This window comes from Burkholderia sp. BDU5 (assembly GCF_001522845.1).
Taxonomy (GTDB): Bacteria; Pseudomonadota; Gammaproteobacteria; order Burkholderiales; family Burkholderiaceae; genus Burkholderia; species Burkholderia mayonis.
The window spans coordinates 1-23,135 of record NZ_LOWC01000110.1; the positions used below are offsets into that span (position 1 = coordinate 1).

General features: G+C 66.7%; 20 protein-coding genes and 1 riboswitch. Of the genes, 16 read left to right on the forward strand and 4 right to left on the reverse strand.

From position 1 onward, the window contains the following. Positions 1 to 243: 243 nt before the first annotated feature. From WS69_RS17565 to ftsH, 3 genes are all read left to right on the forward strand, one after another. Positions 244 to 741, forward strand: a complete 498-nt coding sequence (locus WS69_RS17565; RefSeq protein ID WP_059472002.1) for a hypothetical protein — start codon at positions 244 to 246, stop codon at positions 739 to 741. A 365-nt stretch (positions 742 to 1,106) separates the two neighbouring features. After that, positions 1,107 to 1,619 carry a BCAM0308 family protein gene (locus WS69_RS17570; protein ID WP_059472039.1) on the forward strand — a complete coding sequence of 171 codons (513 nt, stop codon included), beginning with the start codon at positions 1,107 to 1,109 and terminating at the stop codon, positions 1,617 to 1,619. A 54-nt stretch (positions 1,620 to 1,673) separates the two neighbouring features. Continuing rightward, positions 1,674 to 3,656, forward strand: a complete 1,983-nt coding sequence (ftsH, locus tag WS69_RS17575; RefSeq protein ID WP_059472003.1) for an ATP-dependent zinc metalloprotease FtsH — start codon at positions 1,674 to 1,676, stop codon at positions 3,654 to 3,656. A gap of 288 nt (positions 3,657 to 3,944) precedes the next feature. Here ftsH and WS69_RS17580 read toward each other — a convergent pair whose 3' ends face one another. Then, complete coding sequence (locus WS69_RS17580) at positions 3,945 to 4,550, reverse strand: rhomboid family intramembrane serine protease (protein WP_059472040.1); 606 nt, start codon at positions 4,548 to 4,550, stop codon at positions 3,945 to 3,947. A 294-nt stretch (positions 4,551 to 4,844) separates the two neighbouring features. Then, positions 4,845 to 4,951, forward strand: a riboswitch (TPP riboswitch). A gap of 80 nt (positions 4,952 to 5,031) precedes the next feature. Between WS69_RS17580 and WS69_RS17585 the strand changes: the two genes are divergently transcribed. The 3 genes from WS69_RS17585 (at position 5,032) to WS69_RS17600 (ending at position 9,238) form a co-directional block, all read left to right on the forward strand. Continuing rightward, entirely contained in the window at positions 5,032 to 5,868 is an 837-nt protein-coding gene (locus WS69_RS17585; RefSeq protein ID WP_059472004.1) for a DMT family transporter, read from the forward strand. Between the two features lie 671 nt (positions 5,869 to 6,539). Next, positions 6,540 to 8,351, forward strand: coding sequence for an NAD(P)-binding domain-containing protein (locus WS69_RS17595; protein WP_082716267.1), 1,812 nt, complete (start codon positions 6,540 to 6,542; stop codon positions 8,349 to 8,351). 248 nt (positions 8,352 to 8,599) lie between these two features. Continuing rightward, positions 8,600 to 9,238: a LysE family translocator gene (locus WS69_RS17600; RefSeq protein WP_059472007.1), complete on the forward strand. Its 639-nt coding sequence runs from the start codon at positions 8,600 to 8,602 to the stop codon at positions 9,236 to 9,238. Between the two features lie 199 nt (positions 9,239 to 9,437). Here the strand turns inward: WS69_RS17600 and WS69_RS17605 are convergent, their stop codons facing one another. Together WS69_RS17605 and WS69_RS17610 are read right to left on the reverse strand one after the other, a co-directional pair. Next, entirely contained in the window at positions 9,438 to 10,598 is a 1,161-nt protein-coding gene (locus WS69_RS17605) for a TauD/TfdA family dioxygenase (protein WP_059472008.1), read from the reverse strand. Positions 10,599 to 10,633: 35 nt separating this feature from the next. Continuing rightward, positions 10,634 to 11,428: a methyltransferase domain-containing protein gene (locus WS69_RS17610; RefSeq protein ID WP_059472009.1), complete on the reverse strand. Its 795-nt coding sequence runs from the start codon at positions 11,426 to 11,428 to the stop codon at positions 10,634 to 10,636. 557 nt (positions 11,429 to 11,985) lie between these two features. Here WS69_RS17610 and WS69_RS17615 point away from each other — a divergent pair. From WS69_RS17615 to bcmE, 6 genes are all read left to right on the forward strand, one after another. Continuing rightward, a complete protein-coding gene (locus WS69_RS17615) occupies positions 11,986 to 12,477 on the forward strand; it encodes an NUDIX hydrolase (RefSeq protein WP_059472010.1) in 492 nt (163 codons plus the stop codon). After that, positions 12,474 to 12,929 (forward strand): nucleoside 2-deoxyribosyltransferase, encoded by a 456-nt coding sequence (locus WS69_RS17620; RefSeq protein WP_059472011.1) that lies wholly within the window; start codon positions 12,474 to 12,476, stop codon positions 12,927 to 12,929. The genes WS69_RS17615 and WS69_RS17620 overlap by 4 nt, the downstream gene beginning before the upstream one ends. Position 12,930: 1 nt before the next feature. Next, positions 12,931 to 13,920, forward strand: coding sequence for a thymidylate synthase (locus tag WS69_RS17625; protein WP_059472012.1), 990 nt, complete (start codon positions 12,931 to 12,933; stop codon positions 13,918 to 13,920). A gap of 22 nt (positions 13,921 to 13,942) precedes the next feature. Then, positions 13,943 to 14,683 carry a class I SAM-dependent methyltransferase gene (locus WS69_RS17630; protein ID WP_059472013.1) on the forward strand — a complete coding sequence of 247 codons (741 nt, stop codon included), beginning with the start codon at positions 13,943 to 13,945 and terminating at the stop codon, positions 14,681 to 14,683. 213 nt (positions 14,684 to 14,896) lie between these two features. Then, positions 14,897 to 15,697 (forward strand): bifunctional hydroxymethylpyrimidine kinase/phosphomethylpyrimidine kinase, encoded by an 801-nt coding sequence (gene thiD, locus WS69_RS17635; protein WP_059472014.1) that lies wholly within the window; start codon positions 14,897 to 14,899, stop codon positions 15,695 to 15,697. 64 nt (positions 15,698 to 15,761) lie between these two features. Beyond that, the gene (gene bcmE / locus WS69_RS17640) at positions 15,762 to 17,141 is read left to right on the forward strand and encodes a thiamine pyridinylase (protein ID WP_059472015.1); all 1,380 of its coding nucleotides are present in this window, start codon (positions 15,762 to 15,764) and stop codon (positions 17,139 to 17,141) included. A gap of 130 nt (positions 17,142 to 17,271) precedes the next feature. On the opposite strand, the gene WS69_RS17645 is transcribed toward bcmE, so the two are convergent. Continuing rightward, positions 17,272 to 18,081: an SAM-dependent methyltransferase gene (locus tag WS69_RS17645; RefSeq protein ID WP_082716268.1), complete on the reverse strand. Its 810-nt coding sequence runs from the start codon at positions 18,079 to 18,081 to the stop codon at positions 17,272 to 17,274. Positions 18,082 to 19,195: 1,114 nt separating this feature from the next. Between WS69_RS17645 and WS69_RS17650 the strand changes: the two genes are divergently transcribed. The 4 genes from WS69_RS17650 (at position 19,196) to WS69_RS17665 (ending at position 23,135) form a co-directional block, all read left to right on the forward strand. Further along, entirely contained in the window at positions 19,196 to 19,693 is a 498-nt protein-coding gene (locus tag WS69_RS17650; protein ID WP_059472017.1) for a hypothetical protein, read from the forward strand. A gap of 58 nt (positions 19,694 to 19,751) precedes the next feature. Next, positions 19,752 to 22,265, forward strand: a complete 2,514-nt coding sequence (locus WS69_RS17655; RefSeq protein ID WP_059472018.1) for a cation-translocating P-type ATPase — start codon at positions 19,752 to 19,754, stop codon at positions 22,263 to 22,265. 112 nt (positions 22,266 to 22,377) lie between these two features. After that, positions 22,378 to 22,719: a hypothetical protein gene (locus WS69_RS33460; RefSeq protein WP_156438207.1), complete on the forward strand. Its 342-nt coding sequence runs from the start codon at positions 22,378 to 22,380 to the stop codon at positions 22,717 to 22,719. Further along, complete coding sequence (locus WS69_RS17665) at positions 22,716 to 23,135, forward strand: archease (protein ID WP_059472019.1); 420 nt, start codon at positions 22,716 to 22,718, stop codon at positions 23,133 to 23,135. The genes WS69_RS33460 and WS69_RS17665 overlap by 4 nt, the downstream gene beginning before the upstream one ends.

The window sequence follows — 23,135 nt, forward strand, 5'->3', positions numbered from 1 at the left end:
GGATCGCGTTGAGCACTTGCAGGTTCGGCAGGCTCACATTGCCTCGCTGTCGCGGCAGGCAATGTTCGATCTGTTTGTATTGGGCTTCGGAGATTTCCATCCCCGAAGCATAACCTTAAATCAATGTAGTGTGAACACGCCCTAGCGCGGCGGCGCGTGTCGCGGACCGTTGACGCACGTCAAGCGGCCGGCCGGACCGCGCGTTACGTTGTCCGTATCCCGTTTTGCGTTTCGGTGGATGCGATGAACCTCTCGTCGATATCGCGCGCGATGCTTGCGTCCGGCGTCGCGCTCGCATGCGTGGCGGCTGCGGCGGGGGCGCTCGCGCAAGACCACGGCGGCCGCGCGGGCGGTTTCCACGGGCAGCCTCGATTCCAGGGGCATTCGGGTTTTCACGGGCATCCGTCGTTCCGCGGCCATCCTGATTTCCACGGCCGCGACTTTGGCCGCTTCGCGCCGCGCGAGAGCGTCCGATGGCGCGGCGGACGCTGGTCGCACGGCTGGCACAGCGGGCGCTACGCGTGGTGGTGGGTCGTCGACGGCGTCTGGTACATCTATCCGGAGCCCGTCTATCCGTATCCGACGTACGTTCCGCCCGCGGTGATCGTGCAGGTGCCGCCGCCCGTGCCGAGCGGTCTGCCGCCCGCGTCGGCGTGGTACTACTGCGACGATCCGCAGGGCTATTTCCCGTACGTCGCATCGTGCGACGTGCCGTGGCGGGCGATTCCGGTGCAGCCGTGAGCGCCTGGCGCGCCGCGACGACCGGGATTTGCGCGGCGCCGCACGACTGACCAACCGGCTGCGTAATGGGAAGTGGAAAGACAATTTGCGCGCGCGACGCCAGGAACCGAGCGGACCGCACGTGTGCCTTACGCATTGACCACGAATACGTACCAATCGATGCGCGCGAAGCGGCACGATTTCACCGACCGTTGATCGGCGTCAATCGCGGGCACGGGCGATCGCCGATGCTCGCTGAGATACATCGCGCGCCTGCGCGCATGCCGCGCGCCGCTATTCCGACGATTCCGACGACGCCCGCGCATGCCGCCGCCGACCGCCCGGCGCCGCGCGCGAAACGTCCGACATATCGACAAGGAAAGACGATGATCTACGGATCGAACGAACTCTATGCGGCGATGAAGCTGCACCGCGATCACGAGCCGCGCGCGCATGCGATGGACAGCTACGGCGCGCCGGCGCGCCTGAAGAGCGGGATGGGCTGCAGCGAATGCGGCGCGCTGTACGACGACGGCCGCTGGACCTGGCATGCGGCGGCGGGCGCGCTCGCGCAGATCGCGTGCCCCGCGTGCCGGCGGATCCGCGAGCACGCGCCGGCGGGCGAACTCGTGCTCGAAGGCGGCTATTTCGCACGCCATCGCGACGACATCGTCGCGCTGCTGCGCCATCGGGCGGGCGACGAGCGCAACGATCGTCCGCTCGAACGCATCCTGTCGATCGACGCGCTGCCGGCGCGCGCGGTCGTCCGCACGGCGGGCTCGCATCTCGTTCACCGGCTGAGCGAGGCGCTCGTGCACGCGCATCGCGGCGACCTCGCAATCGACTATCGTGAAGGTGAGGACGTGCTGCGCGCGCATTGGATGCGCGACGCCACGTAGCGCGTCCGCCGTTCCCGATCCCCCGTATCGCCCACCGCACGCCGAGGAATCCCGATGAAGAGCGAAACCGGATACTTGGGCTTCGTCGTCGTGCTGGTGTTCATGGTGCTGCTCGCGCTGCAGCTCGCGACGCTGTCCGCGCCCGCGACACCGATCGCGTACAGCGACTTCCGCAAGCTCGTGGCGGCCGCGCAGGTCGACGATCTCGAAATCAGCCCGACGCGGATCACCGGTGTGCTGCGCAGCAGCGCGGCGGCGGCCGCGCTGCCGGCGTCGGACGCCGAGGCGGTCAAGCGCGCGGGCGCGCCGTGGCGCTTCACGACGAAGCGCGTGACCGACGACCACCTGATCGACACGCTCGCCGCGACGGGCGCCCGCTACCGCGGCGCCGAGGACGACACGTGGATCGGCACGCTCGCGTCGTGGGTCGTGCCGATCGCGATATTCGCGATCGTCTGGAACCTGATGCTGCGCCGCCCGCGCGGCGGCTTGCAGGACTGGTCGGGCGTCGGCAAGAGCAAGCCGCGCGTCTACATGGAAGCGAAGACCGGCATCGATTTCGACGACATCGCCGGCATCGACGAAGCGAAGGCCGAACTCCAGCAGATCGTCTCGTTCCTGCGCGCGCCCGCGCGCTACCAGCGGCTCGGCGGCAAGATTCCGAAGGGCGTGCTGGTCGTCGGCGCGCCCGGCACCGGCAAGACGCTGCTCGCGAAGGCGGTGGCGGGCGAGGCGGGCGTGCCGTTCTTCTCGACGAGCGGCTCGTCGTTCGTCGAGATGTTCGTCGGCGTCGGCGCGGCGCGCGTGCGCGACCTGTTCGAGCAGGCGCAGCAGAAGGCGCCGTGCATCATCTTCATCGACGAGCTCGACGCGATCGGCAAGGTCCGCGGCGCGGGCCTCACGTCGGGCAACGACGAGCGCGAGCAGACGCTCAACCAGCTGCTCGTCGAGATGGACGGCTTCCAGGCGAATTCGGGCGTCATCATCATGGCGGCCACCAATCGTCCGGAGATTCTCGATCCCGCGCTGCTGCGCCCGGGCCGCTTCGACCGGCACATCGCGATCGACCGGCCGGACGTGACCGGACGGCGGCAGATCCTGTCGGTCCACGTGAAGCAGGTGAAGCTCGCGCCGGACGTCGATCTCGGCGAGCTCGCGTCGCGCACGCCGGGCTTCGTCGGCGCGGATCTCGCGAACATCGTCAACGAGGCGGCGCTGCACGCGGCCGAGCATGACAAGCCGGCGATCGACATGTCGGACTTCGACGAGGCGATCGACCGCGCGATGACCGGCATGGAGCGCAAGAGCCGCGTGATGAGCGAGCAGGAGAAGATCACGATCGCGCATCACGAGGCAGGGCACGCGCTGATCGCGCAGACCCGCGCGCACAGCGATCCGGTGAAGAAGGTGTCGATCATCCCGCGCGGAATCGCGGCGCTCGGCTACACGCAGCAGGTGCCGACCGAGGACCGCTACGTGCTCAGGAAGAGCGAGCTGCTCGACCGGCTCGACGTGCTGCTCGGCGGGCGCGTCGCCGAGGAGATCGTGTTCGGCGACGTGTCGACGGGCGCGGAGAACGACCTCGAGCGCGCGACCGAGATGGCGCGGCACATGGTCGCTCGCTACGGGATGAGCGAGCGGATCGGCCTCGCGACGTTCGGCGACGCCGACAGCCGCGGGCTATTGCCCGTCGTCTGGCAGCCGGGAGGCGAGCGCTGCAGCGAGAGCACCGCGACGCGGATCGACGACGAGATTCAGCGGCTCCTCGCCGAAGCGCACGATCGCGTGTCGCGAACGCTGAAGGAGCGGCGCGACGCGCTCGAACGGATCGCGCAGTATCTGCTGAAGCACGAGGTCGTCGATCATGAGATGCTCGTGAGACTGATGAACGACGAGCCGCTGCTGGAAGGCGAAACCGGCGAAACGGGAAAATCGGGCGAGCAAGGCGGGAGCGCGGCGAAGCGGGGCGAAGACGATCCCGATCCGCCGACGCTGCCGACAGGCGCCGACAAGGCCGATCATTCGGTGCCGCAGTGACGCAGCCGTATCGGCGGCGGGGCGCTCATCGCTTGCGTCGGGCGGCGCGAAACGGTTCGCGAGGCAACGGTTCGCGAAGCGAGGCGAGCGCCCGATCGGATCGGCGGATATCCGCGGCGGCGATGTCACACGGAAAGGGCGCGGCGCGAGCGTCGACGGCATGACGAAGCGCTCGTCGCCGCAATCGTCCCGGGGTGCGCCGCGCCGGTGCGGCCAACGCCGCGCACGCGCCGCCGGCCGCGCGATCGATCGCGGGCGGCGCGCCGGCAAGCCGCCCGTCGCTACCCCTTACTCGATCGGCCATTCCCTTCGCGGCCGCGCCCAGAACAGCATCAGCACGAGCGCGCCGAACATCCCGCCCAGATGCGCGAAATGCGCGATGCCGCTGGCCGCGCCGGCGACGCCGAGCAGCAACTCGACGCCCGCGTAGACGAGTGCGAACACCCACGCGGGCATCGGAATCGGCGGAAACAGCAGCACGACGCGGCGCGACGGATACAGCAGCGCATATGCGGCGAGCACGCCGAACACGCCGGCCGACGCGCCGATCGTCGGCGCGGCGCCCGTCGCCGTATAACGGGCGACGACGAGCTGCGTGAGCGCGCCGCAGACGACGCTCGCGAGATAGAGCGTGCCGAACCGCGCGCGGCCGAGCGAGCGCTCGACGTCGCGGCCGAACATGACGAGCCCGAGCATGTTGAAGATCAGGTGCGACAGCCCCGCATGCAGCGCGCTGTACGTGACGATTTGCCAGACATGGAACGCCGGCGCGCCGGCCGCGGCGCCCGTGCTGAGCCGCGGCGGCCACAGCGCGAACAGCGTGAGCACGCGGTCGGGATCGGCGAGCTCGATGAAGAAGCCGATCAGGTTCAGGACGACGATGGCGAGCGTCATGGCGGCCGCGGGCGGGAAAAGTGGGGCGTCGACGGTCATTATGCCGGCATCGCCCGGCCCCCGCCGACGCGCGACAGCGCGCGGCGCGATCGATGCGATCGCATTTCCCGTCGACCGTGGATCGTGAGCGGCTTGCGCCGCGCATCGCGGCATCGGATCGTTCCGGCATCGCGACAGCGGGCGTTGCGAACCGCCCCCGGCCAGCCATTCCGTCGCGCCGGCCGAGGGGGCCGCATAGGGCGACCGGACCGCCCGCATCGGCTTGCCCGCCGCCGGGTTCTTATCGATAATAGCCGGGCCATCAGGGGGAGCCGGACGATCGGCTGAGAGGTTCCGCGCAAGGAACGACCCCTAAACCTGATCCGGGTAATGCCGGCGTAGGAATGAGGTCCGCCATGGTTTGTCCGAAGCTCGCCTGTCGCCGCGCCGCGGCCGCGCTTTCCGTGTTTCCCGTGATTTCCGTTCCGCCCGGCGCGCGCCGATGACGCCGTCTGTCATCGCGCTCGTCCTGTTCGCGGCGATCCTGCACGCGACGTGGAACGCGCTGCTGAGAAGCGGCGCGGACCGTCTGTGGAGCATCACCATGATGAGCTTCGCGACGACCGCCGCCGCCGCCGTCTGCGCGGCGCTGCTGCCGTTGCCCGCGCGTGCGAGCTGGCCATATCTGACGGCGTCCGCCGCGTTGCAGGTCGGCTACAGCGTGTTTCTCGCGTACGCGTATCAGGGCGCGGCGCTCAGCCAGGTCTATCCGGTCGTCCGCGGCACGGTGCCGCTGCTCGTCACGCTGGGCGGCTACGCATGGGCGGGCCAGCGCCTGGGCGGCGCGTCGCTCGCGGGCGTCGCGCTCGTATCGGGCGGCATCGCGAGCCTCACGCTCGGCCGGTCGCGGATTCATCTGCGCTCGTTCGCCGCCGCGCTCGTCACCGCGCTTTTCATCGGCGGCTACGTGACGGTCGACGGCGTCGGCTCGCGCATCGCGGGCGATCCGCTCGCGTACGCGGCGTGGGTCTTCATCGTCTACGGCATCGCGATGCCGGCTGTGTTCTTCCTGTTCGGCCGCCGTTTGAGCGACGGCTTCACGCGCGGCGAAATGCTGAAATCCGCGGCGGGCGGGCTGATCTCGCTCGTCAGCTACGCGGCGGTCGTCGACGCGCTGTCGCGCGGTCCGGTCGGTCCGATCGCCGCGCTGCGGGAGACGAGCATCGTGTTTTCGGCGTTGATCGGCTGGGCGTGGCTCGGCGAGAAGCCGAGCGGGCGGCGCTTCGCCGCCTGCGCGGCGGTGGCGGTCGGCGCCGCCTGCCTCACGTATCCCGCTTGAGACGCAAGTGTTCGCGCGACGTGCGACGGCGGCCCATGATGCGCGGTCGGACGACGCGTGCGTGAATGGCGGAAGCCGAGGGCGCGACAACACAAATGCGGGTTTCCATCGAAGCGCGCTTTCAGTTACTTTCAGCTATATTGGTATGACAAAATATTCCGGCTGATCCTGACGATTTACTTTCAGCCGCGAACCGGTCCGAGTGCCGTCGACGGCTGCTTGACCGTCGTCGACCGTACCGCGGATTCGCGCCTTTCCGATGCCTTTTCCACGGGATGATTGCGCACCACCGTTCGAGAGCAATCGCAGGCACCCGGGAGCATATCGGCGACCGGGGGTGGCTGGCATCGATCGAGGCATGGCCACGAGATGCGCAAGCCGAACTGCGAGAGCGTGCAGCTACAGGCAGCCGCCGACCTTGCGAATCGAATTTCGACGCGCGTTTGAGGCCCCGAAAACTGACGAGAAGATCGGTTGGCGATTCATAAACGCGGTATCGCTCGGGCTCGATCCGATCGATGACGAGAACGTCTTGGGGATTCAGCGCATTCGAAGGATGTAGGAGCCGCCCGACGCTCCGCATCCGCGCGACGCATTTGGCAAAACCGAATGAAAAAGGTCGATCGAGGCCTCTCTCGATTCTCAAAGGCATGAATGAGGAGACAGCAACGATGGAACATTTTTCTAACGTCATCATTGGCGGCGGCCCAGCGGGAATCAACATGGCTCTCGAATTCGAGAGAAGGGGGATTGAATATCTTTTGCTCGAGGCGAACGAGACTGTCGGTGGGCAGTGGGATCGATTTCCGGTATGCGGACAGCTTATTTCGCTAAACAAAAGATACGTTCCCGGCGATAGCCATACTTATCGGATGCGATACGACTGGCACACATTGAGCACCATCGATGCCGATGATGTGACGAACGATCCCAAGCTGCGATTCACGGAGTGGACGTCGGAGCATTGGCCGTCGGCAAGAATTTACAACGAGTATCTGAAGTACGTCGCGGAAAAGAAGGGGCTGTCGAAACACATTCGGACGCGTGCTCGCGTGCAGCGCATAGCGCGCGAAGGCGGGTACTTCGTTCTCGCCGTATCGAACGCGCCGTGCATCACCGCGGATCGTATTTTCTGCGCTACCGGCAAGTCGGAGCCGATCGTTCCGGATATCAAGGGGCTCAATGCCGAGACCTGCACTTTCTACGGGGACTTCGAGCCCGATACCGCGGTGGAACGCTACCGGAACAAGGTCGTCATCATTCTGGGCCGCGGCAATTCCGCATTCGAGATTGCACACCACCTCATCGACATCACGGCGGAGACGCGCGTCGTCACGCGGTCTCTACCCATGTTCGCCCGGCAAACACACAACGTGCATGACTTGCGGGCACAAGTCTCCGACGTGTTCGATCTGATGCAGCTCAAATCCAACAACAATATCGTGAGCGATCGCATCGTCGAAGTCGGGCGAATCGCCAGCGGCAAATACGAAGGCCGCTTGCTGGTTCGCTACGAAACGCCTTGCCCCCACTGGTCTCCGCCAAGGTGGATGAAGCGAACCGGCATCGTGGACGACGTGATCGTATGTTGTGGCTTCAATTACACGCTGCCCGGCGTTTTCGACATGGAAACCGTACGGCCGGCCATTGACGAAAAGGGAAAATACTGCCTGCTGACATCGAGTTGGGAGTCGGTCAGCGTGCCGGGTCTCTACTTTCTCGGCGCTCCGATGCGCGTCAATGATCCGGATGCCGCTTCCGGATTTGTTCACGGCTTCCGCTGCAACATTCAGGCACTCGGATACATCGTCGCCGAAAAATATCACGACATGGTGCTCGAACCGGTATTCGAATGCGATGTTCCGCTAGCGCACTCTTCCGACCCGCTCATTTATCTTTCTGAATTTCTCGTCGAACTCGTGAGCACGAGCATGCCGTTGTTCGAACTGTTCGGCTACTTCGGGTGCACGGTGACGTTCGAGCCAAGCGGCGACGAAGGCTTGATCCGAGCACGTGTATGGCCCGCATTTCCGCGAGCATATAACCTTGAACGCTGGGGCAAGGAGCCGACGAGGCTCGAAATCGTTTTCGAGTATGGATTCAGCCGATACGGCAACGGCGAACTGCCGACTCACTATTTCGCGCTGCCCGCCGATCATTTCGATACGTCCCGGAGCGCATATATCCATCCGGTGTTTCACGTCTATCGGGAAGGCGTCGAAGTGGATTCTTTCCATATGCAGGAAAGCCTCATCAGCCGCTGGGATCTCGACGATTATGTCGACGAGGAAACCAATCTCGACCAGTACAAGAACGTCGCATTCAATGCGTGTGCATGCGCGCTGGGTCTGGATGAACGTCGCAGCATGTTGCCCGTGCTCGAGGAGTTTGTGGACGCATGCTATCCGTTGATGAGCGAAGAAGAGGTGGCCGAGGCACTTCGAATTCAGCCGACGCTGGCTTTGCTCGCGAACCGTTCTTGATTGCGTGTCGAGACCTGTAACTGTATAAATACTGATATTCATTCACCAACTCACCCTGTAAACCGCCGTCGGCACATCACCGATCGATTCAAATCGGCATGAGCCGGTATTTGTTGTCGACCGATTGGGGAAAGCCGAATGCTGGCGTACGGTTTGGCAATTGATCATGCCAGGCGGCGAACGGCATTGGAAAATGACGAATGCCGACTGTTTAGCGACGGTCCAGGGGCGATTATGAGGGCGGCTCAATGTCTGGAAACTTCACGGCGCTCGATGGCCTGCTCGGGCTTGTATTTACCTCTGCAGTGTTGATCGCCGTTCCCGGGCCAAGCATCATGTTTCTTGTCGGGCAGGCCATGACGGCGGGGCGGCGCAGCGCGATGCGCGGCGTCATCGGCAACGCGATAGGAACATATTGCGTCGCAGTGATCGTTGCGCTGGGAATCGGCACCTTGCTGATGCGCGCCGACAGCGTCCTGACGGGTATTCGATTGCTCGGCGCCGTCGTCCTGCTGGCCATCGGTGTTCAATATCTGTTAACCAGATCGCTGCCCGTAGCGGAAGTCCGGGCGCCTGCCAAGCGGAAGCAAACGTTGGTCGCCGGCGTCATCGTGGGCATCACCAATCCCAAAGCCCTGATCATGTTCGGTACGATCGTGCCGAGTTTCCTGAGCAGAGGGGTCGAAAGTCCAGTGGAGTCGCTGCTCTTCTTTTCGCTGGTGCCCATCGGCTTGGGTTTGTTGATCGATTCGGCGTGGGTCGCCACCGCTCATGCCGTCAGTTCACGCGCGTTCTTCAATGAGAAAGGATTCAAGCTGATCAATATCGCGGGCGGGGGCTTGATGATCGCGATGGCCGTTCTCTTGGCGATCGAGACGTTGCGTTGACGGCAGGTCTTCGCACATCCTCCGGGGCGGTGCGCCGCGGCCGCGGCATTGCGCCGAATGGCGGCCGTACGATGTCCCGCTGTCGTCGAGATCGACCGCGCCCGCGCTGACGGCGCTGTCGGCAATGGCCGGGCAGGCGCGAGAGCCCGTCGTCGAGCGCTCGGCCGGCCAGCAGTCGAGCGCTTCGAATGCCGCGCGCTCAACCCGCCGCATGCCGCTCCGCTTCGGCGAGAAACGCCTCCCGCGCCCGCAGTTCGCCTTCCTTGAAATACCCGCCGCGCAACGTCCGTGCGATTCCGGGCGCGCCGAAATCGCCGCGTCCGTGAAAGATCCGCCGGTTGTCCCATGCGACCATGTCGCCTTGCGACCACACATGCAGATACGATCGCATCGTCGCGACGAGGCGCGCCTTGAACGCGTGATATGCGCGGAAGAACGGCATCAGATCGTCGAAGCCGATGCCGTCGAAGAACATCTTCGTCGGATTGTTGACGAGGCGCTCGACGGAGCCGTCCGGACGCAGCCGGACGATCGGCGTCCGATGCTCGTAGCGCTTGCGCGCATTCGGATAGTCGGCGCGGTAGACGACGCGGGTGTGCGCGAGCCGCTCGAACATGTCCGGCGACGCGTCGCGCAACTCGGACAGGACCGCCCAGCCGTCGACGAAGCGCGTGCAGCCGACCTGCTCGCGCGCGCAGCGCGGATCGACGTCGAGACCGTAGAGGAACTGATAATCGGGCGGCGGCGAGCAGTACGGGATGTCGGTGTGCAGCGGCAATGCCTTCGTGCTGAACGACACGCTATCGGTTACGTCGTCCGCTTTCACGTCGAGATCGAAAAAGTCGCCGAAGTACGACGGGTCGAGAAAGCCGGCGAGCCGCTTGCGGACGTCGTCGAACGGCGGCGCGACGCCGTCGCTTGCCTTCAGCACGACGATGCCGAATTCGAACAGCTGATTCAGCGCGCGCCGCAGCGTGGCGTCGCTTTCCAGCACGTCGGCGATGCCGAAATGGCTCGCCGACGGCGCGCCGCGCTCGGGCCAAGGCGTCCAGCGCAGCCGCTCTGCCTGCCGCTCGGTCACGGGGGCGGCGTTGCGGTAGTCGTTGCGCTCGAGCCAGTCGAGCGCGTACGTGCTGACGTGCGCGTCCCGCCAGACGATCCGCAGCCCGTGCGCGTCGAGCGACACGCGCTCGGGCTGGATGCCTGGCGAAATCGCGCCCGGATCGAAGTGGCGTTGCCGGCAGTAGCCGTTGAAGCAGTCTGCGCACTCGCAAGCCTGGCGCAGCCACACCCAGTGATAGCGGCTCGAACGGCCAGATTCCCGGTCGATCTGCAGATGATCGGAATGCGACGTCAGCATGTCAGCTCCTTCGGAATACACGTCGTACGGACGAACTATCGGCGCTGCGCGATGAATAGCCCTTGCAGCAGGCATCCTTCCTCGACGAAGCGGATCTTGCGCTGCCAGCGCTCGACGATGTGCTCGGCGTCGGGCGTGTCGATCGACGGATCGCGCGTCGCGACGCGCGTCTCGTAGCGATGCAGGTCGTCGATCAACTGGCGGCGCGCGTCGGCGCTGACGTCGCGCGCCGCCACGACATCGAAGCCGGCGTTCGCGACGATGCGCGCGTAATCGTCGATCGTCTTCAGGTCGTAGCCGGACACCGACGCGTAAGCGTCGAACGCGAGCGACGAGCGGCCGCGGCAGAAGTCGGTCACGTACAGGCGGCCTTGCGGCGCGAGCAGCGCGTGGCAGCGCGCGAACAGCGACGGCTTGTCGTGCTCGTACATCAGCACGTCGCGCGAATAGACGATGTCGAAGCGCTCGCCGGAGAGAGCGTCGTCATGGATGTCGGCGTTGACGAAGCGCACGCGCCGCCGCGGATCGAGCGCCGGCTGCCGGGCGGCCGCGAGTTCCGTCATCCGCGGCGCGGTATCGAGCCCGACGACCGTCACGTCGAAGCGGCTCGCGAGATGAAACGCGGCGCCGCCGAGGCCCGAGCCGATGTCGAGCAGGTGCATGCCGGGCTCGATCGACATTTTGTCGGCGAGCATCGTCTTGAATCCTTCGATGCCGCCCGGGCTTTGAAAACCGTCGCCGTAGATAATTTCAGAACGAAGAATATTGTGCTCGTTTGAATAGCGCTGTGCTTCATATTCGCTGGACAGCTCGATCGGATGCGTTTGCATAATCGATCACCTTTTTTAGTTTGCAGTCGCGTGACGATGAGATGTTCCGTGCCGGATGACGGCACGGAGTGGAACAACGTTACGGATTACGGCAAATTCAGGCTGATGCGCAACCGGATACGCCGACTACATCCGGGCGTGCGGCGGAAATACCGCCGGGCGGCCAGACGGACCGGTTGGGCCCATGCGGCGGCGCTATGCCGAAAGACGTATTGAATCGGCGATGGTTAATAGGTATAGCAACGCCCTGTTTCATTTGTCAATCGGTCGGCGCAATATTCGTTGAATACTCACGAATATACGAGGATCGGCAATTTCGTTAAGCAAATCGCATTCGAGCGAATCGATAGGATTGTGTTAGGCTAAGCGCTCTGCGAAATTTCCGAAAACGGGGAGACCGCTGAATCGCGAAGCGAAAATATGCGCTCGCAAAATCCTGGCGAATTCGTCCGGATTGTTTCTTCATTAATCATAGAGGCGGCCAACTACCGTCGATTTGCGCGTCGGGGCCGAACGAAAGCGCGCGCGGAGAGAGACGAAGATGCGGAGCATCAACGATGACTGACCCGAAAAGCGCGGGCGCCGCGCCACGTGAACCTGCGGCGCTCGCGACACCGCGCGTCGCGGTGATTGCCGTCACGTTTCGCGGCGACGAAGTGATCCTCGTCCAGCGCGGCAAGGAGCCGCAGAAGGGCACGTGGGGCTTCCCGGGCGGCTCGGTCGAGCCTGGCGAGCGCCTGCACGACGCGGCCGCGCGCGAGCTGTTCGAGGAGACCGGCGTGCGCGCGGAGGTCGGCGATCCGATCGACGTCGTCGAGGTGATCGGCTTCGATCCGGGCGGCCAGCACCACCACTACGTGCTGATCGCGATGCCGTGCCGCTATGTCGAGGGCGCGCTGCGGCCGGGCGACGACGCGGCGGACTGCCGCTGGGTCCGCGTGCCGGACGGCGTGCTCGAATTCCCGGGCGTCCTCGCAGACCACGTCACGCGCGTGGCGCTGCGAGCGCACGCCATCTGTCATTCCAACCAAAAGGAAAATAACCGATGAAGCGTATGTTCTTGGGCGGACCGTTCAAATCCCTGGTCGACAAGCACACCGGCATCATGCCGGAAGACAGCATCGACCTGTTTCGCCGCGTGATCGATCATTTCGAGGATCGCGGCTGGAATGTGCACTGCGCGCACCGGCGCGAGCATTGGGGGCGCGAATTCATGACGCCCGCCGTGTGCACGAAGACGGACTACGAGCAGATCAGCCTGTGCGACTACTTCGTCGCGTTCCCGGGCGCGCCCGCGTCGCCCGGCACGCACATCGAGCTCGGCTGGGCGTCCGCGCTCGGCAAGCGGATCGTGCTGCTGCTCGAAACCGGCAGGGAATACGCGTACCTCGTGCGCGGGCTCGATGAGATCACGCACATCGAACGCGTCGAATACAGCGACGGGCGGATCGACCCGGCCGCGATCGAAGCCGCGATCGGCCGCTTCGACGCGAGGGGCTGACATGCGGCGCTATCCGGGTCTCAGCGAGCTCTATCTCGCCACGCTCAGGGACGTCTGCGGCGCGTACGAATACCGGAGCGCGCCGCGCGGGCACGCGGAGCGCGAAATCATCGGCTACGGCGCACGGATCGACGATCCGCGCGCGCGCTTCTGCCGGCACGCCGCTCGCAGGCAGAACGTCGTCTTCAACTACGCCGAGGCGCTGTGGTATCTGTCCGGCCGCAACGATCTCGAGTTCATCGAGCACTACGCGCCTTCGATGGCGCGCTACAGCCCCGACGGCAAGCATCTGCCCGGCACCGGCTACGGCGCGCGGCTGCTGCATTACGGCGAGGGCGCGCTCGACCAGATCGAGCGCGCGGTCGACATCCTGTCGCGCGACGACGCCGAGAGCAAGCGCGTCGTGCTGCAGATCTTCAGCGCCGACGAAGATCTGTACCGGCGCAACATCGACGTGTCTTGCACGCTCGGCCTGCAATTGCTGCTGCGCGACGGCCGGCTGCACACGGTGGCCTTCATGCGCGCGAACGACGCGTACATCGGGCTCCTGAACGACGTCTTTTCGTTCACGTTCCTGCAGGAGTACGTTGCGTCGCGACTAGGATGCGAGGTCGGCGCGTATTCGCACCACGTCGGCTCGATCCACGTGTACGACGACAACCTGCCGCGCGTGCAGGCGCTCCTCGACGACGTCGAAGCGGCGATCGTCACCGCCGAAGCGCCGCCGCGGATGCCGGCGGGCACCGGCCCCGCGACGATCCGGCGCGTGCTCGACCACGAAGGCCGGATTCGCGCGGGGCAGATGTCGTTGGCCGCGCTGCAGGACGTCGATTTCCACCCGTACTGGCGCGACGTGCTCGGCCTGTTCTGGATCTATCGCGAGATCAAGTCCGGCAATCCGCCGCCCGACGACGCGCTCGCGTTCGTCGGCCCGTTCCATCGCGCCTATCTCCTGAACCGCTGGGACATGGCGTCCGCCTCGCCTCAATAACGCACAAGGACCGAGAATCTCGATGAAGACCGACTGGACCGAACAGCAGGTTTCGCAACGCTTCGACGCATACGACGACCGGATCGAGGACCGCTTCGGCTACCGGCCGCTCATCGCCGAGCTGACGGGCGCGCACGGCACGGCGATCCGCGTGCTCGACTACGGCTGCGGCGGCGGCAAGGTGTCGCGGCGGCTGAAGGCGGCGGGCGTCGCGCACGTGACGGGCGTCGACATCGCGACGACGATGATCGACAACGCGAACGCGGCCGGCGCCGACTCGGGTTTGCAGTTCGCGCACATCGACGGGCCGTCGCTGCCGTTCGCCGACGCGAGCTTCGATGCTGCGATCAGTTGCTTCCTGTTCGTCAACATCCCGGATCGCGCGGAGCTCGTGCGCGTCGCCGCCGAGGTGCTGCGCGTGCTGAAGCCGGGCGGCACGTATTACGTCCTCGATACGAACCCGCGCACGACGGGCGTGCAGTTCCCGACGTTCCGCAACGGCGAGCCGGGCGTCGTCTATCGCGACGGCGACACGCGTCCGGTGTATCTCGACGTGCCCGGCATGGGCGTGTTCGACGTCGTCGACACTCACTGGGACATCCCGACGTACCGCCGCACGCTCGAAGAGGCAGGCTTCGCGCTTGCCGCGACGACGGAGCTCGGCTTCAGCGCGGCGGAAGCGGACGGCGCTCCCCGCGCATATGCGGACGCCGAAGGCAGCAAGCCATTCGTGTTGTTCAAGGCGACGAAGCCGCGGCGCTGAAGCGGCGGTCGTGCGCGGCGCGGCGTTCGCCCCGCGATGCGCGCGGGCGACCGAACGCCGCCGCAGTGCCCGTGCGCCCGCCGATCGCCGCACGGGAGCGGGAAAGCACGCGGGCGTTTCCCGTGCGACCGGTCGCACGAACGGGCGATGCGGTTCGCCGACGGGCGCCGCATCGCTCGAATATCCATTAAAAAAGATGAATCACGAGGGAACATGATCGCGAACGTACTGACGATCGCCGGCACCGACCCGACAGGCGGAGCGGGCATTCAGGCCGATCTCAAGGCATTTTCGGCGATGCGCGCGTATGGGATGTCGGCGATCACCGCGGTCGTCGCGCAGAACACGACCGGCGTGCGCGGTTTCCGCGCGCTCGATCCGGCGTTCGTCGCGGACCAGATCGACGCGGTGTTCGACGACGTCGCCGTGCACGCGGTCAAGATCGGCATGATCGCGACGGCGGCGATCGCGGAGGCGGTCGCCGCGGCGCTCGTCAGGCATCGCGCCGCGCCAATCGTGCTCGATCCGGTCATGGTCGCGAAAAGCGGCGACCGGCTGCTCGATCCGGACGCGGTCGACGCGATTCGCGACAGGCTCGTGCCGATCTCGACGCTGATTACGCCGAATCTGCCGGAAGCGGGCGTGCTGCTCGATCGAAGCGAGCCGCGCACGCTGGACGAGATGCATACGGCGGCGGCCGAGCTGCACGCGCTCGGCCCGCGCTGGGTGCTGCTGAAGGGCGGCCATCTGGCGGGCGAGCGCAGCGTCGACGTACTGCGCGGCCCGGCGGCGGCGACGGTCGAGCTGTCCGCGCCGCGCGTCGCGACGAAAAACGACCACGGCACCGGCTGCACGCTGTCGGCCGCGATCGCCGCGCTGCTGCCGAGCCATTCGGTCGAGGACAGCGTGTGCCGCGCGAAGGCGTATCTGGGCGACGCGCTTGCCGCGTCCGGCAAGCTCGATGTCGGCCGCGGACACGGGCCCGTCCATCATTTCCACGCGCTATGGAATTGACGCTTCCGCCGCTCGCAGCGCCGAAGCGCATCCACGCCCACGACTCATTCGACGAGGATTCATCATGCGTCGCCTCTTGTGCTGTATCACGATCGTTCTGGGCTTCCTGGCCGCCGCGCCGTCGCACGCGGGCAGCGTGGCCGCCGTCCAGCAACTGACGGTCGCGCTGTATCCGTGGGTGCCGCGCGTCGACCAGTTCAAATCCGCGATCGAGACCGAATGGAAGAAGGTGCAGCCGGCCGTCGCACTGCAATTCATGTCCACCGAAGAATGGGACGGCGGCTACCGGAACAATCCGCCCGCGAACGCCGACGTCTATGTGTACGACGCGATTTTCTTCGATTACTTCCGCAGCCAGAACTGGCTTGAGCCGCTCGCGGCGAACGAGATCCTGAACATCGGCGATTTCCTGCCGTACGCAATCGACGGCGTGAAGGCGGGCGACCGGTACTACAGCATCCCGCAGCTCGGCTGCGCGAACGTGCTGTTCTATCGGAAGGACGACGCGGCGCTCGCGGCCGCGACGACGCTCACGCAAGTGCACGGCGCGCTCAAGCAGTGCACGTTCACGAGCGAGATTCCGCCCGACAAGCGCGGGCTGATGATCGACATGTCCGGGCGGACGACGAACGCCGCGCTGTATCTCGACGCCGCGCACAGCCGGACGGGCGCGTATCCGCTGCCGCTGCCGTGGAGCGCGAACGACCTGAACGGCGAGGCGGTCGCGAGCCTGCGCTCGCTGATGGCGATGTCGAGCTGGCTGAACGCGACGGCGGAGCTGCCCGGCCAATATGACCGGTCGACGTGGTTCAGCGACGGCGAAGGTCGCGCGGTGATCGGCTATTCGGAATCGATGTCCGCGATGAGCGAAGCGGCGCGGCAGAATCTCGACTTCAAGTTCCTGCCGCTGTCGGACGAGCCTCAGCCGCCGCTCTTCTATGCGGACGTGATCGGCGTGAACACGACGACGCACGCGCGCGGTACGCGGGCGCTCGCCGTGCAGCTCGCGAACGTGATCGCCGCGTCGTCGACGATGGTGCAAAGCGTCGGGCCGGACCAGAGCGGCGTGCCGCAGTATCTGTTCTCCGCGCGGCGCAGCGTATTGCAGACGCTCGCGCAGCGCTATCCGCTCTATCGGAAGATGGTCGCGCTGCTCGATGCGCGCGAGCCGGTGATGTTCAAGATCGATGCGCAGTCGCGCAACTGGCTCGCGTCGATGAGCGGACCGATCGCGCAGCGCGCGTGCACCGGCTATCCGTGCGGCTGCGACGTCGACACCGCGCTGCCGATTGCCGACTATCGCGGCGCGCAGGCCGTGTGTCCGACCGTCTGCGCGACGCAGGGCGGCTGGAACGGCCAGTGGACCAATCAGTCGCCCGCGGCGCCCGCCGGCGCGTCCGCGTGCGGTTGCAACGCGTGCGCGACGCCGGCCTCCGCGAAATAGCCGAGTGTGCTCGCGACCCGCACCGATCGCGCCGGCCGCGCGAAGCCGTGACGGGCGGCGTCCGGCCAGGCCGAAACGGCGGGCCGGACGCCCGACGCGCGCAGCGCCGGCCTTTTGCCGGCGCGCGCGTCTACAGTTGCGCCCACGCGCACATCTGCCCGAAGGATTCGACCTGAGCGCGGGATTCGTAGATTTCGCACTGCAGGTCCCCGCTCAGCCGGTCGAACTCGATTCGCTTGCCGTTGCCGAGCAGCGTCCATTCGGGATCGGTGGACAGCGCCCGCAGGATTTCCGCATGCCATGAACTGAGCTTCGTGGCCGTTCCGCCGTCGACCGGAATCTCATACGACATCTTCGGCAGCGGCAGCCCCGCGGTCGCGAACAGTTTGACCATCCGGTGCGCGACGTCGAATGACGGGAACATCCGCTTGCAGCGATCGAGAATCTCCATCGCAACCGAGTCCCACAGGTTGATGGGCGGCATCGATATCGGCTTGCGGAAGAAGTCGGGCTCGTGGAACGCGACGAATCCGCCTGGCTTCACGAAGCGCGCCGCGTGGCGGATGAACTCCGCGACGTGGAGCTGATGCATCAGCACGCACCGGGCGACCACGACGTCGAAGCTGTGCGCGCCCTCGACCTGATCGAGACCGCATGCGCGGAAGCGAACGTTGTGCAGACGCGCGCGCTCCGCGTTGGCGATCGCTGCGTCGATCGCGATGTCGCTCTGGTCGATCGCGACGACGGCGCCGGCCGGGCCGACCATCTCGGCCGCCAGCATGCTGACGCCGCCCGTCCCGCAGCCGATGTCGAGCACGCGCATCGAAGACCGGAGGTGCGTGGATTCGAGCAGGCGCCGCGTGATCGGCTTCAGCATCTCCGACTGGAAGTCCAGTCGGCGAAGCTCTATCGGGGAATGGCCCAATACATATTTGGACATTGTTCGTTTGATCTCCTCTTGACGATTCGTAGTCGGTGGCGGAAGCGCGTCGGGCGTCGCATGTCGCTTGTGCGACGCGCGCGCTCGCCGCGAACGGCCAGTGACGACGCGCGCATTGGGCGGATGGCGCCCGTGCCGCGTGGCCGATGCCGCTGCGCGAAGCCGGCTCGCGTAATCGGCGGGCCGGCGTCACGGCGTCACGGCGTTACGAAGGCCGTCGCAACTGCGCAAGCGATCGGCCATGCGGCGGCAGCGTCGAACGCGATACGCGATACGCGATACGCGATACGCGAGCGCACCGCACGTGCTCGACACGCGTTCGTGATGCTTGTTGGCGGGCGGAGCGCGGCAAGACGCTCGTGCACGACTGCAACGCGACGCACACGGACACCTCGATTTGCGGGTCGGCTGATCGGCGGGACTTCGCGAAACGGCGACCGGGATCGTTCGATGTCCGATCACATTTCAGGCACGCCAATGTGCGTGGTACAGCTTCCGAATCGATGCGACCGTTCTTTTCCGATACTGTGCGTATTCGCCGCGAAACGCGCATCGGAGCCCATGCGATTCACAGCGAATCCTGCTTTGATAGCACGCAGTTTCCTTGGCGAAAAGCACGAAGCTTCGGAGGCCGCGCGTCATCCGAACCATCGACGCGGCGGCTGCGAACGCACGCGTTGAGCAATGGGCAATGCCGATCGACGCTGTGGTCAACATTCGCAGGATTTGTTTCGGCACCTTGACGGCTGGCGTTGCTGCCGGCTTGCATGCCATTGCGGACATTCGAGTCGCCTATCGTCACGATCGACGAAGGTAGCGAATGAGACGAACCTCGCGCGTGTGGCCTGGGGATCTCAACGACGCGGCGAACGCCAAACGAATGCGATGCGAGCGCGCCGCTGCCGGCTCGCTCCGCTCCGCGCGAGCCTCGCAGACGAAGGCGGACGACCCGCCAACCCGGCGCCGCCGCACGTCGCGCCGCCGCAACCGCGCTTCCGGCCCCCTTGACCTGCGTCAACCCGTCAATCACCAGCGAACCGCATTCTTTGCATCAGCGAAACAGTGCGCGCCGAACGGACGTGTGCGTCTTCGCCGCCCAAACGGAGGAACCGCCATGCGAAACGCTGTTCATCGATCGATGCGCGTCGTCGCAACGGTCGCAACGGTCGTAACTGTTGCCGCCGTCGCCGCATTCGGCTCGGCAGCCGTCGCGAACGAAACGCTCGAACCCGCCACGCAAAACGGCATCGCCTATCTGACGGGCGGTGTCGGGCAGGACGAAGTCGACGCGTTCCGCGCGGCCGCGCCGAAATACAACCTGCGCGTCAGGTTCGTGTCGCGCAACGGCGAATACCTGTCCGACGTCGACGTCACGATTCGTGCGGCATCGGCTCAGCCCGTGCTGATCGTCCACACGACAGGCCCGTTCCTGTATGCGCGGCTGCCGGCGGGGCAGTACCGGATCGACGCACACTACGGCGGCGCCGACCAGCGCCGCAGCGTGCGCGTGCCCGCGCGCGGCGGCGTCCAGGTCGATTTCCGCTGGGCCGAACCTGATCGCCGCGGCGCGATGCAGATATGCGACCCGTGCCCTGGCAAGCGTCAGCCGTGAGCGGCGCCCGGTCGGCGCCGACGGGCCGGCCTGCAAGCGCGCGCCGGGCCGCGTCCGCATGAGCACGGATCCGGCCGCGCATCGCGCACGGGCCGGCGCGCCCGATGCGCCCGAGCCGACCGGCGACGTGTGGCGGCGCGCGCCGCCAGACGGCCTGTCGAGTGCGCAGGCGGCCGAGCTGCGCGAGCGCTTCGGCCCGAACGCGATCGATACGGGCGGTCGGCACGGCTGGTGGCGCACGTCGCTCGACGTGCTGCGCGAGCCGATGCTGCTCCTGCTGCTCGGCGCGGGGGCCGTCTATCTCGCGCTCGGCGAGCTGCAGGACGCGCTGACGTTGCTCGCGTTCGTCGCCGCGATCGCCGTGCTGACGATCGTGCAGAGCCAGCGCACGGCGGGCGTGCTCGCCGCGCTTCGCGCGCTGTCCGCGCCGCGCGCCGACGTGATGCGCGACGGCGAGCGCCGGCTCGTCTCGGCGGCCGAGCTCGTGCCGGGCGATCTGCTGTGGATTGCCGAAGGCGCGCGCGTACCGGCCGACGGCTGGCTCGTCGACGTGCACGAGCTGAGCGTCGACGAATCGCTGCTGACGGGCGAATCGGCGCCAGTCGACAAGGCGGCCGCGCGGCCCGGCGCGCCGATGCCCGACGGAACCGCGTGCCGTCTGTACTTCGGCTCGATGGTCGTGCGCGGGCAGGGGCGGATGATCGTGACCGACACCGGGCCGCGCACGGCGCTCGGCCGGATCGGCAAGGCGCTGACCGGCATTGCGAGCGCGCCGTCGCCGCTGCAGCGCGACGCGAGAACGCTGGCGAACCGGATCGCGCTCGTCGCGCTCGCGCTGTGCATCGTGCTCGTCGCCGTCTACCGCTGGCGCTCGGGCGAATGGCTGCCCGGCGTGCTCGCCGGGATCACGCTTGCGATGGGCATCTTTCCCGAGGAAATTCCGGTCGTGATGACCGTGTTCATGGCACTCGGTGCGCGCCGCATTGCCGACGAAGGGATGCTGACGCGGCGCATGAGCGCGATCGAAGCGCTTGGGCAGACGTCGGTGCTGTGCGTCGACAAGACGGGTACGCTGACGCAGAACCGGATGACGGTGCGCGCGCTGTTCGCGAACGGCGAGCAATGGACGCTCGGCGACGATGCGGTCGACATCGGCGAGCCATTTCGCGAACTGCTCGAATATCTGGTGCTCGCGAGCGAGATCGAGCCCGTCGATCCGATGGAGCGCGCGTTTCAGCGCGCGGGCCGGCAATGCCTGGCGGGCACCGAGCATCTGCACGAGGACTGGTCGCTCGTCCAGGAATACGCGCTGACGCCGGCGCTGCCGGCGATGTCGCACGTGTGGCGCGCGCCGCGGCTCGATCATTGTCCGGTCGCGTGCAAGGGCGCGCCCGAGGCGATCTTTTCGCTGTGCCATCTCGACGACGCGCCGGCGCGCGCGCTGCTCGCGCAGGCCGAGCGGATGGCCGCGCGCGGGCTGCGCGTGCTCGGCGTCGCGCGGGCCGCGCACGCGCGCGGCGAGTGGCCCGCGCAGCAGCATGACTTCGACTTCCGTTTCGTCGGCCTCGTCGGATTGATCGACCCGGTGCGCGCCGAAGTGGCCGACGCCATTGCCACCTGCCGCTCTGCCGGCATCCGCGTCGTGATGATCACAGGCGATTATCCGTCGACTGCGCGTGCGGTCGCGGGCGAAGTCGGCATCGATGTCCATGCGGTCGTCACGGGCGACGAGATCGCCGCGATGAACGACGCGGCGCTCGACGAGGTCGTCGAGCATGCCGACGTGTTCGCGCGCGTGCGGCCGGACCAGAAGCTGCGCCTCGTCGCGGCGCTCGAGCGCGGCGGGCGGGTTGTCGCGATGACGGGCGATGGCGTCAACGACGCGCCCGCGCTGAAGGCCGCGCACGTCGGCATCGCGATGGGGCTGCACGGCGCCGAGGTCGCGCGCGAGGTCGCCGCGCTCGTGCTGCTGCGCGACGATTTCACGCCGATCGTATCGGCGATCCGTCAAGGCCGGCGCATCTACGCGAATCTGATGCAGGCGCTCGGCTACACGGTCGCCGTCCATCTTCCGATGATCGCCGCGGTGATGGTGCCCGCGCTGCTCGGCTGGCCCGCGTTGCTCGCGCCGCTGCACATCGTGTCGCTGCAGCTCGTGATCGATCCGGCATGCTCGCTCGTGTTCGAAAACGAGCCCGCTCGCGCCGACGCGATGCGCGCGCCGCCGCGGCCGCGTCATGTGCGGCTGTGGTCGTCGCCGCTCGTCATGCAGGGCGCGGTGGCCGGCGCGCTCGCGGCGGCGGGCGTCGTCGGCCTGTACGCGCTGCTGCTCGTGCGCAACGGCGATCCGACGTTCGCGCGCACCTGCGCGTACGTCGCGCTCGTCGCGGTCAACGTAGGCCTGATCTTCGTCGTCCGGGCGCTCGCGGGCGGCACGCGCGCGCAGATGCCTTTCGCGGGCAACCGGTATCTGTGGGCAGTGCTCGCGTTCGCCGCGTGCGGGCTGCTGTCGCTGCTCGCGATTCCGCAGTTGGCGTCGCTGTTCGGCCTCGTGCCGCTGCTCGCGCACTGACGGCGCATGTCCGGACCCGTGGCGTTTCGGAACCGATCCGAGGAATCACGTCCATGTCGATCGACGCCCCGCCGCACCGCATGCACTGCGGCCGAACGCAGGCCAACGGCGAGTGCCGACGCTTCGTCGCGTCACCACGCCCGGCGCGACGACGAATCGGACCGCAATCGACGACGTGCCGGCCCGCCGCATCACCGCGCGGCCGACACGCGAAGGCCGGCTCGCGAACGCGATCGGCAGCAGGATCTCGATATTCGGCTCGCGCGTTTGCAAGACGACCTCCCGGCCGACGGCCCGTCGTCACGGTTCGGTTCCGAACGCGGCCACGGTGCGGCGATTGACGCAGGTCAAGGCCCGTCCGGGCGCAACACCTAGGCTTGTTTCGCATGCGATCGATGTGGCGATCCGGCGAACATCGGGCGTGGCGCGTCGATCGAGGAGCGAAGCGAAATGACCGCATTTTGGGAGCACTTCCAGCATGACGCGGATGTCGGCGTGCGCGGCGTCGGCGAGACGCTCGCGCAGGCCTACGAGCAGGCCGCGCTCGCGCTGACGGCGATCGTCGCGAACCCCGCGTCGGTCCGGCCGCTGCGCGCGTTCGAGATCGCCTGCGCGGAGACCGACCGCGAGCTGCTGCTCGTCGACTGGCTCAACGCAATCGTCTACGAAATGGCGGTGCGCAAGATGCTCTTCAGCCGTTTCGACGTGACGCTCGCCGACGACGGCCTGCACGCGCACATCGCAGGCGAGCCGGTTGACGTCGCGCGGCATCGTCCGGCCGTCGAGCCGAAGGGCGCGACCTACACCGCGCTGCGCGTGGATCGGCTCGACGACGGCGCGTGGATCGCGGAATGCGTCGTCGACGTCTGA

Bases quoted from the DNA above. Each gene is read 5' to 3' on its own strand.
- WS69_RS17570 (WP_059472039.1), top strand. From the start codon at position 1,107: ATGATCTACGGATCGAACGAACTCTATGCGGCGATGAAGCTGCACCGC.
- WS69_RS17610 (WP_059472009.1), bottom strand. From the start codon at position 11,428: ATGCAAACGCATCCGATCGAGCTGTCCAGCGAATATGAAGCACAGCGC.
- WS69_RS17625 (WP_059472012.1), top strand. From the start codon at position 12,931: ATGCGGCGCTATCCGGGTCTCAGCGAGCTCTATCTCGCCACGCTCAGG.
- WS69_RS17650 (WP_059472017.1), top strand. From the start codon at position 19,196: ATGCGAAACGCTGTTCATCGATCGATGCGCGTCGTCGCAACGGTCGCA.
- WS69_RS17630 (WP_059472013.1), top strand. From the start codon at position 13,943: ATGAAGACCGACTGGACCGAACAGCAGGTTTCGCAACGCTTCGACGCA.
- WS69_RS17605 (WP_059472008.1), bottom strand. From the start codon at position 10,598: ATGCTGACGTCGCATTCCGATCATCTGCAGATCGACCGGGAATCTGGC.
- ftsH (WP_059472003.1), top strand. From the start codon at position 1,674: ATGAAGAGCGAAACCGGATACTTGGGCTTCGTCGTCGTGCTGGTGTTC.
- WS69_RS17665 (WP_059472019.1), top strand. From the start codon at position 22,716: ATGACCGCATTTTGGGAGCACTTCCAGCATGACGCGGATGTCGGCGTG.
- WS69_RS17600 (WP_059472007.1), top strand. From the start codon at position 8,600: ATGTCTGGAAACTTCACGGCGCTCGATGGCCTGCTCGGGCTTGTATTT.
- WS69_RS17645 (WP_082716268.1), bottom strand. From the start codon at position 18,081: ATGTCCAAATATGTATTGGGCCATTCCCCGATAGAGCTTCGCCGACTG.
- WS69_RS17565 (WP_059472002.1), top strand. From the start codon at position 244: ATGAACCTCTCGTCGATATCGCGCGCGATGCTTGCGTCCGGCGTCGCG.
- WS69_RS17620 (WP_059472011.1), top strand. From the start codon at position 12,474: ATGAAGCGTATGTTCTTGGGCGGACCGTTCAAATCCCTGGTCGACAAG.
- WS69_RS17595 (WP_082716267.1), top strand. From the start codon at position 6,540: ATGGAACATTTTTCTAACGTCATCATTGGCGGCGGCCCAGCGGGAATC.
- thiD (WP_059472014.1), top strand. From the start codon at position 14,897: ATGATCGCGAACGTACTGACGATCGCCGGCACCGACCCGACAGGCGGA.
- WS69_RS17615 (WP_059472010.1), top strand. From the start codon at position 11,986: ATGACTGACCCGAAAAGCGCGGGCGCCGCGCCACGTGAACCTGCGGCG.
- bcmE (WP_059472015.1), top strand. From the start codon at position 15,762: ATGCGTCGCCTCTTGTGCTGTATCACGATCGTTCTGGGCTTCCTGGCC.
- WS69_RS17585 (WP_059472004.1), top strand. From the start codon at position 5,032: ATGACGCCGTCTGTCATCGCGCTCGTCCTGTTCGCGGCGATCCTGCAC.
- WS69_RS17580 (WP_059472040.1), bottom strand. From the start codon at position 4,550: ATGACGCTCGCCATCGTCGTCCTGAACCTGATCGGCTTCTTCATCGAG.
- WS69_RS17655 (WP_059472018.1), top strand. From the start codon at position 19,752: ATGAGCACGGATCCGGCCGCGCATCGCGCACGGGCCGGCGCGCCCGAT.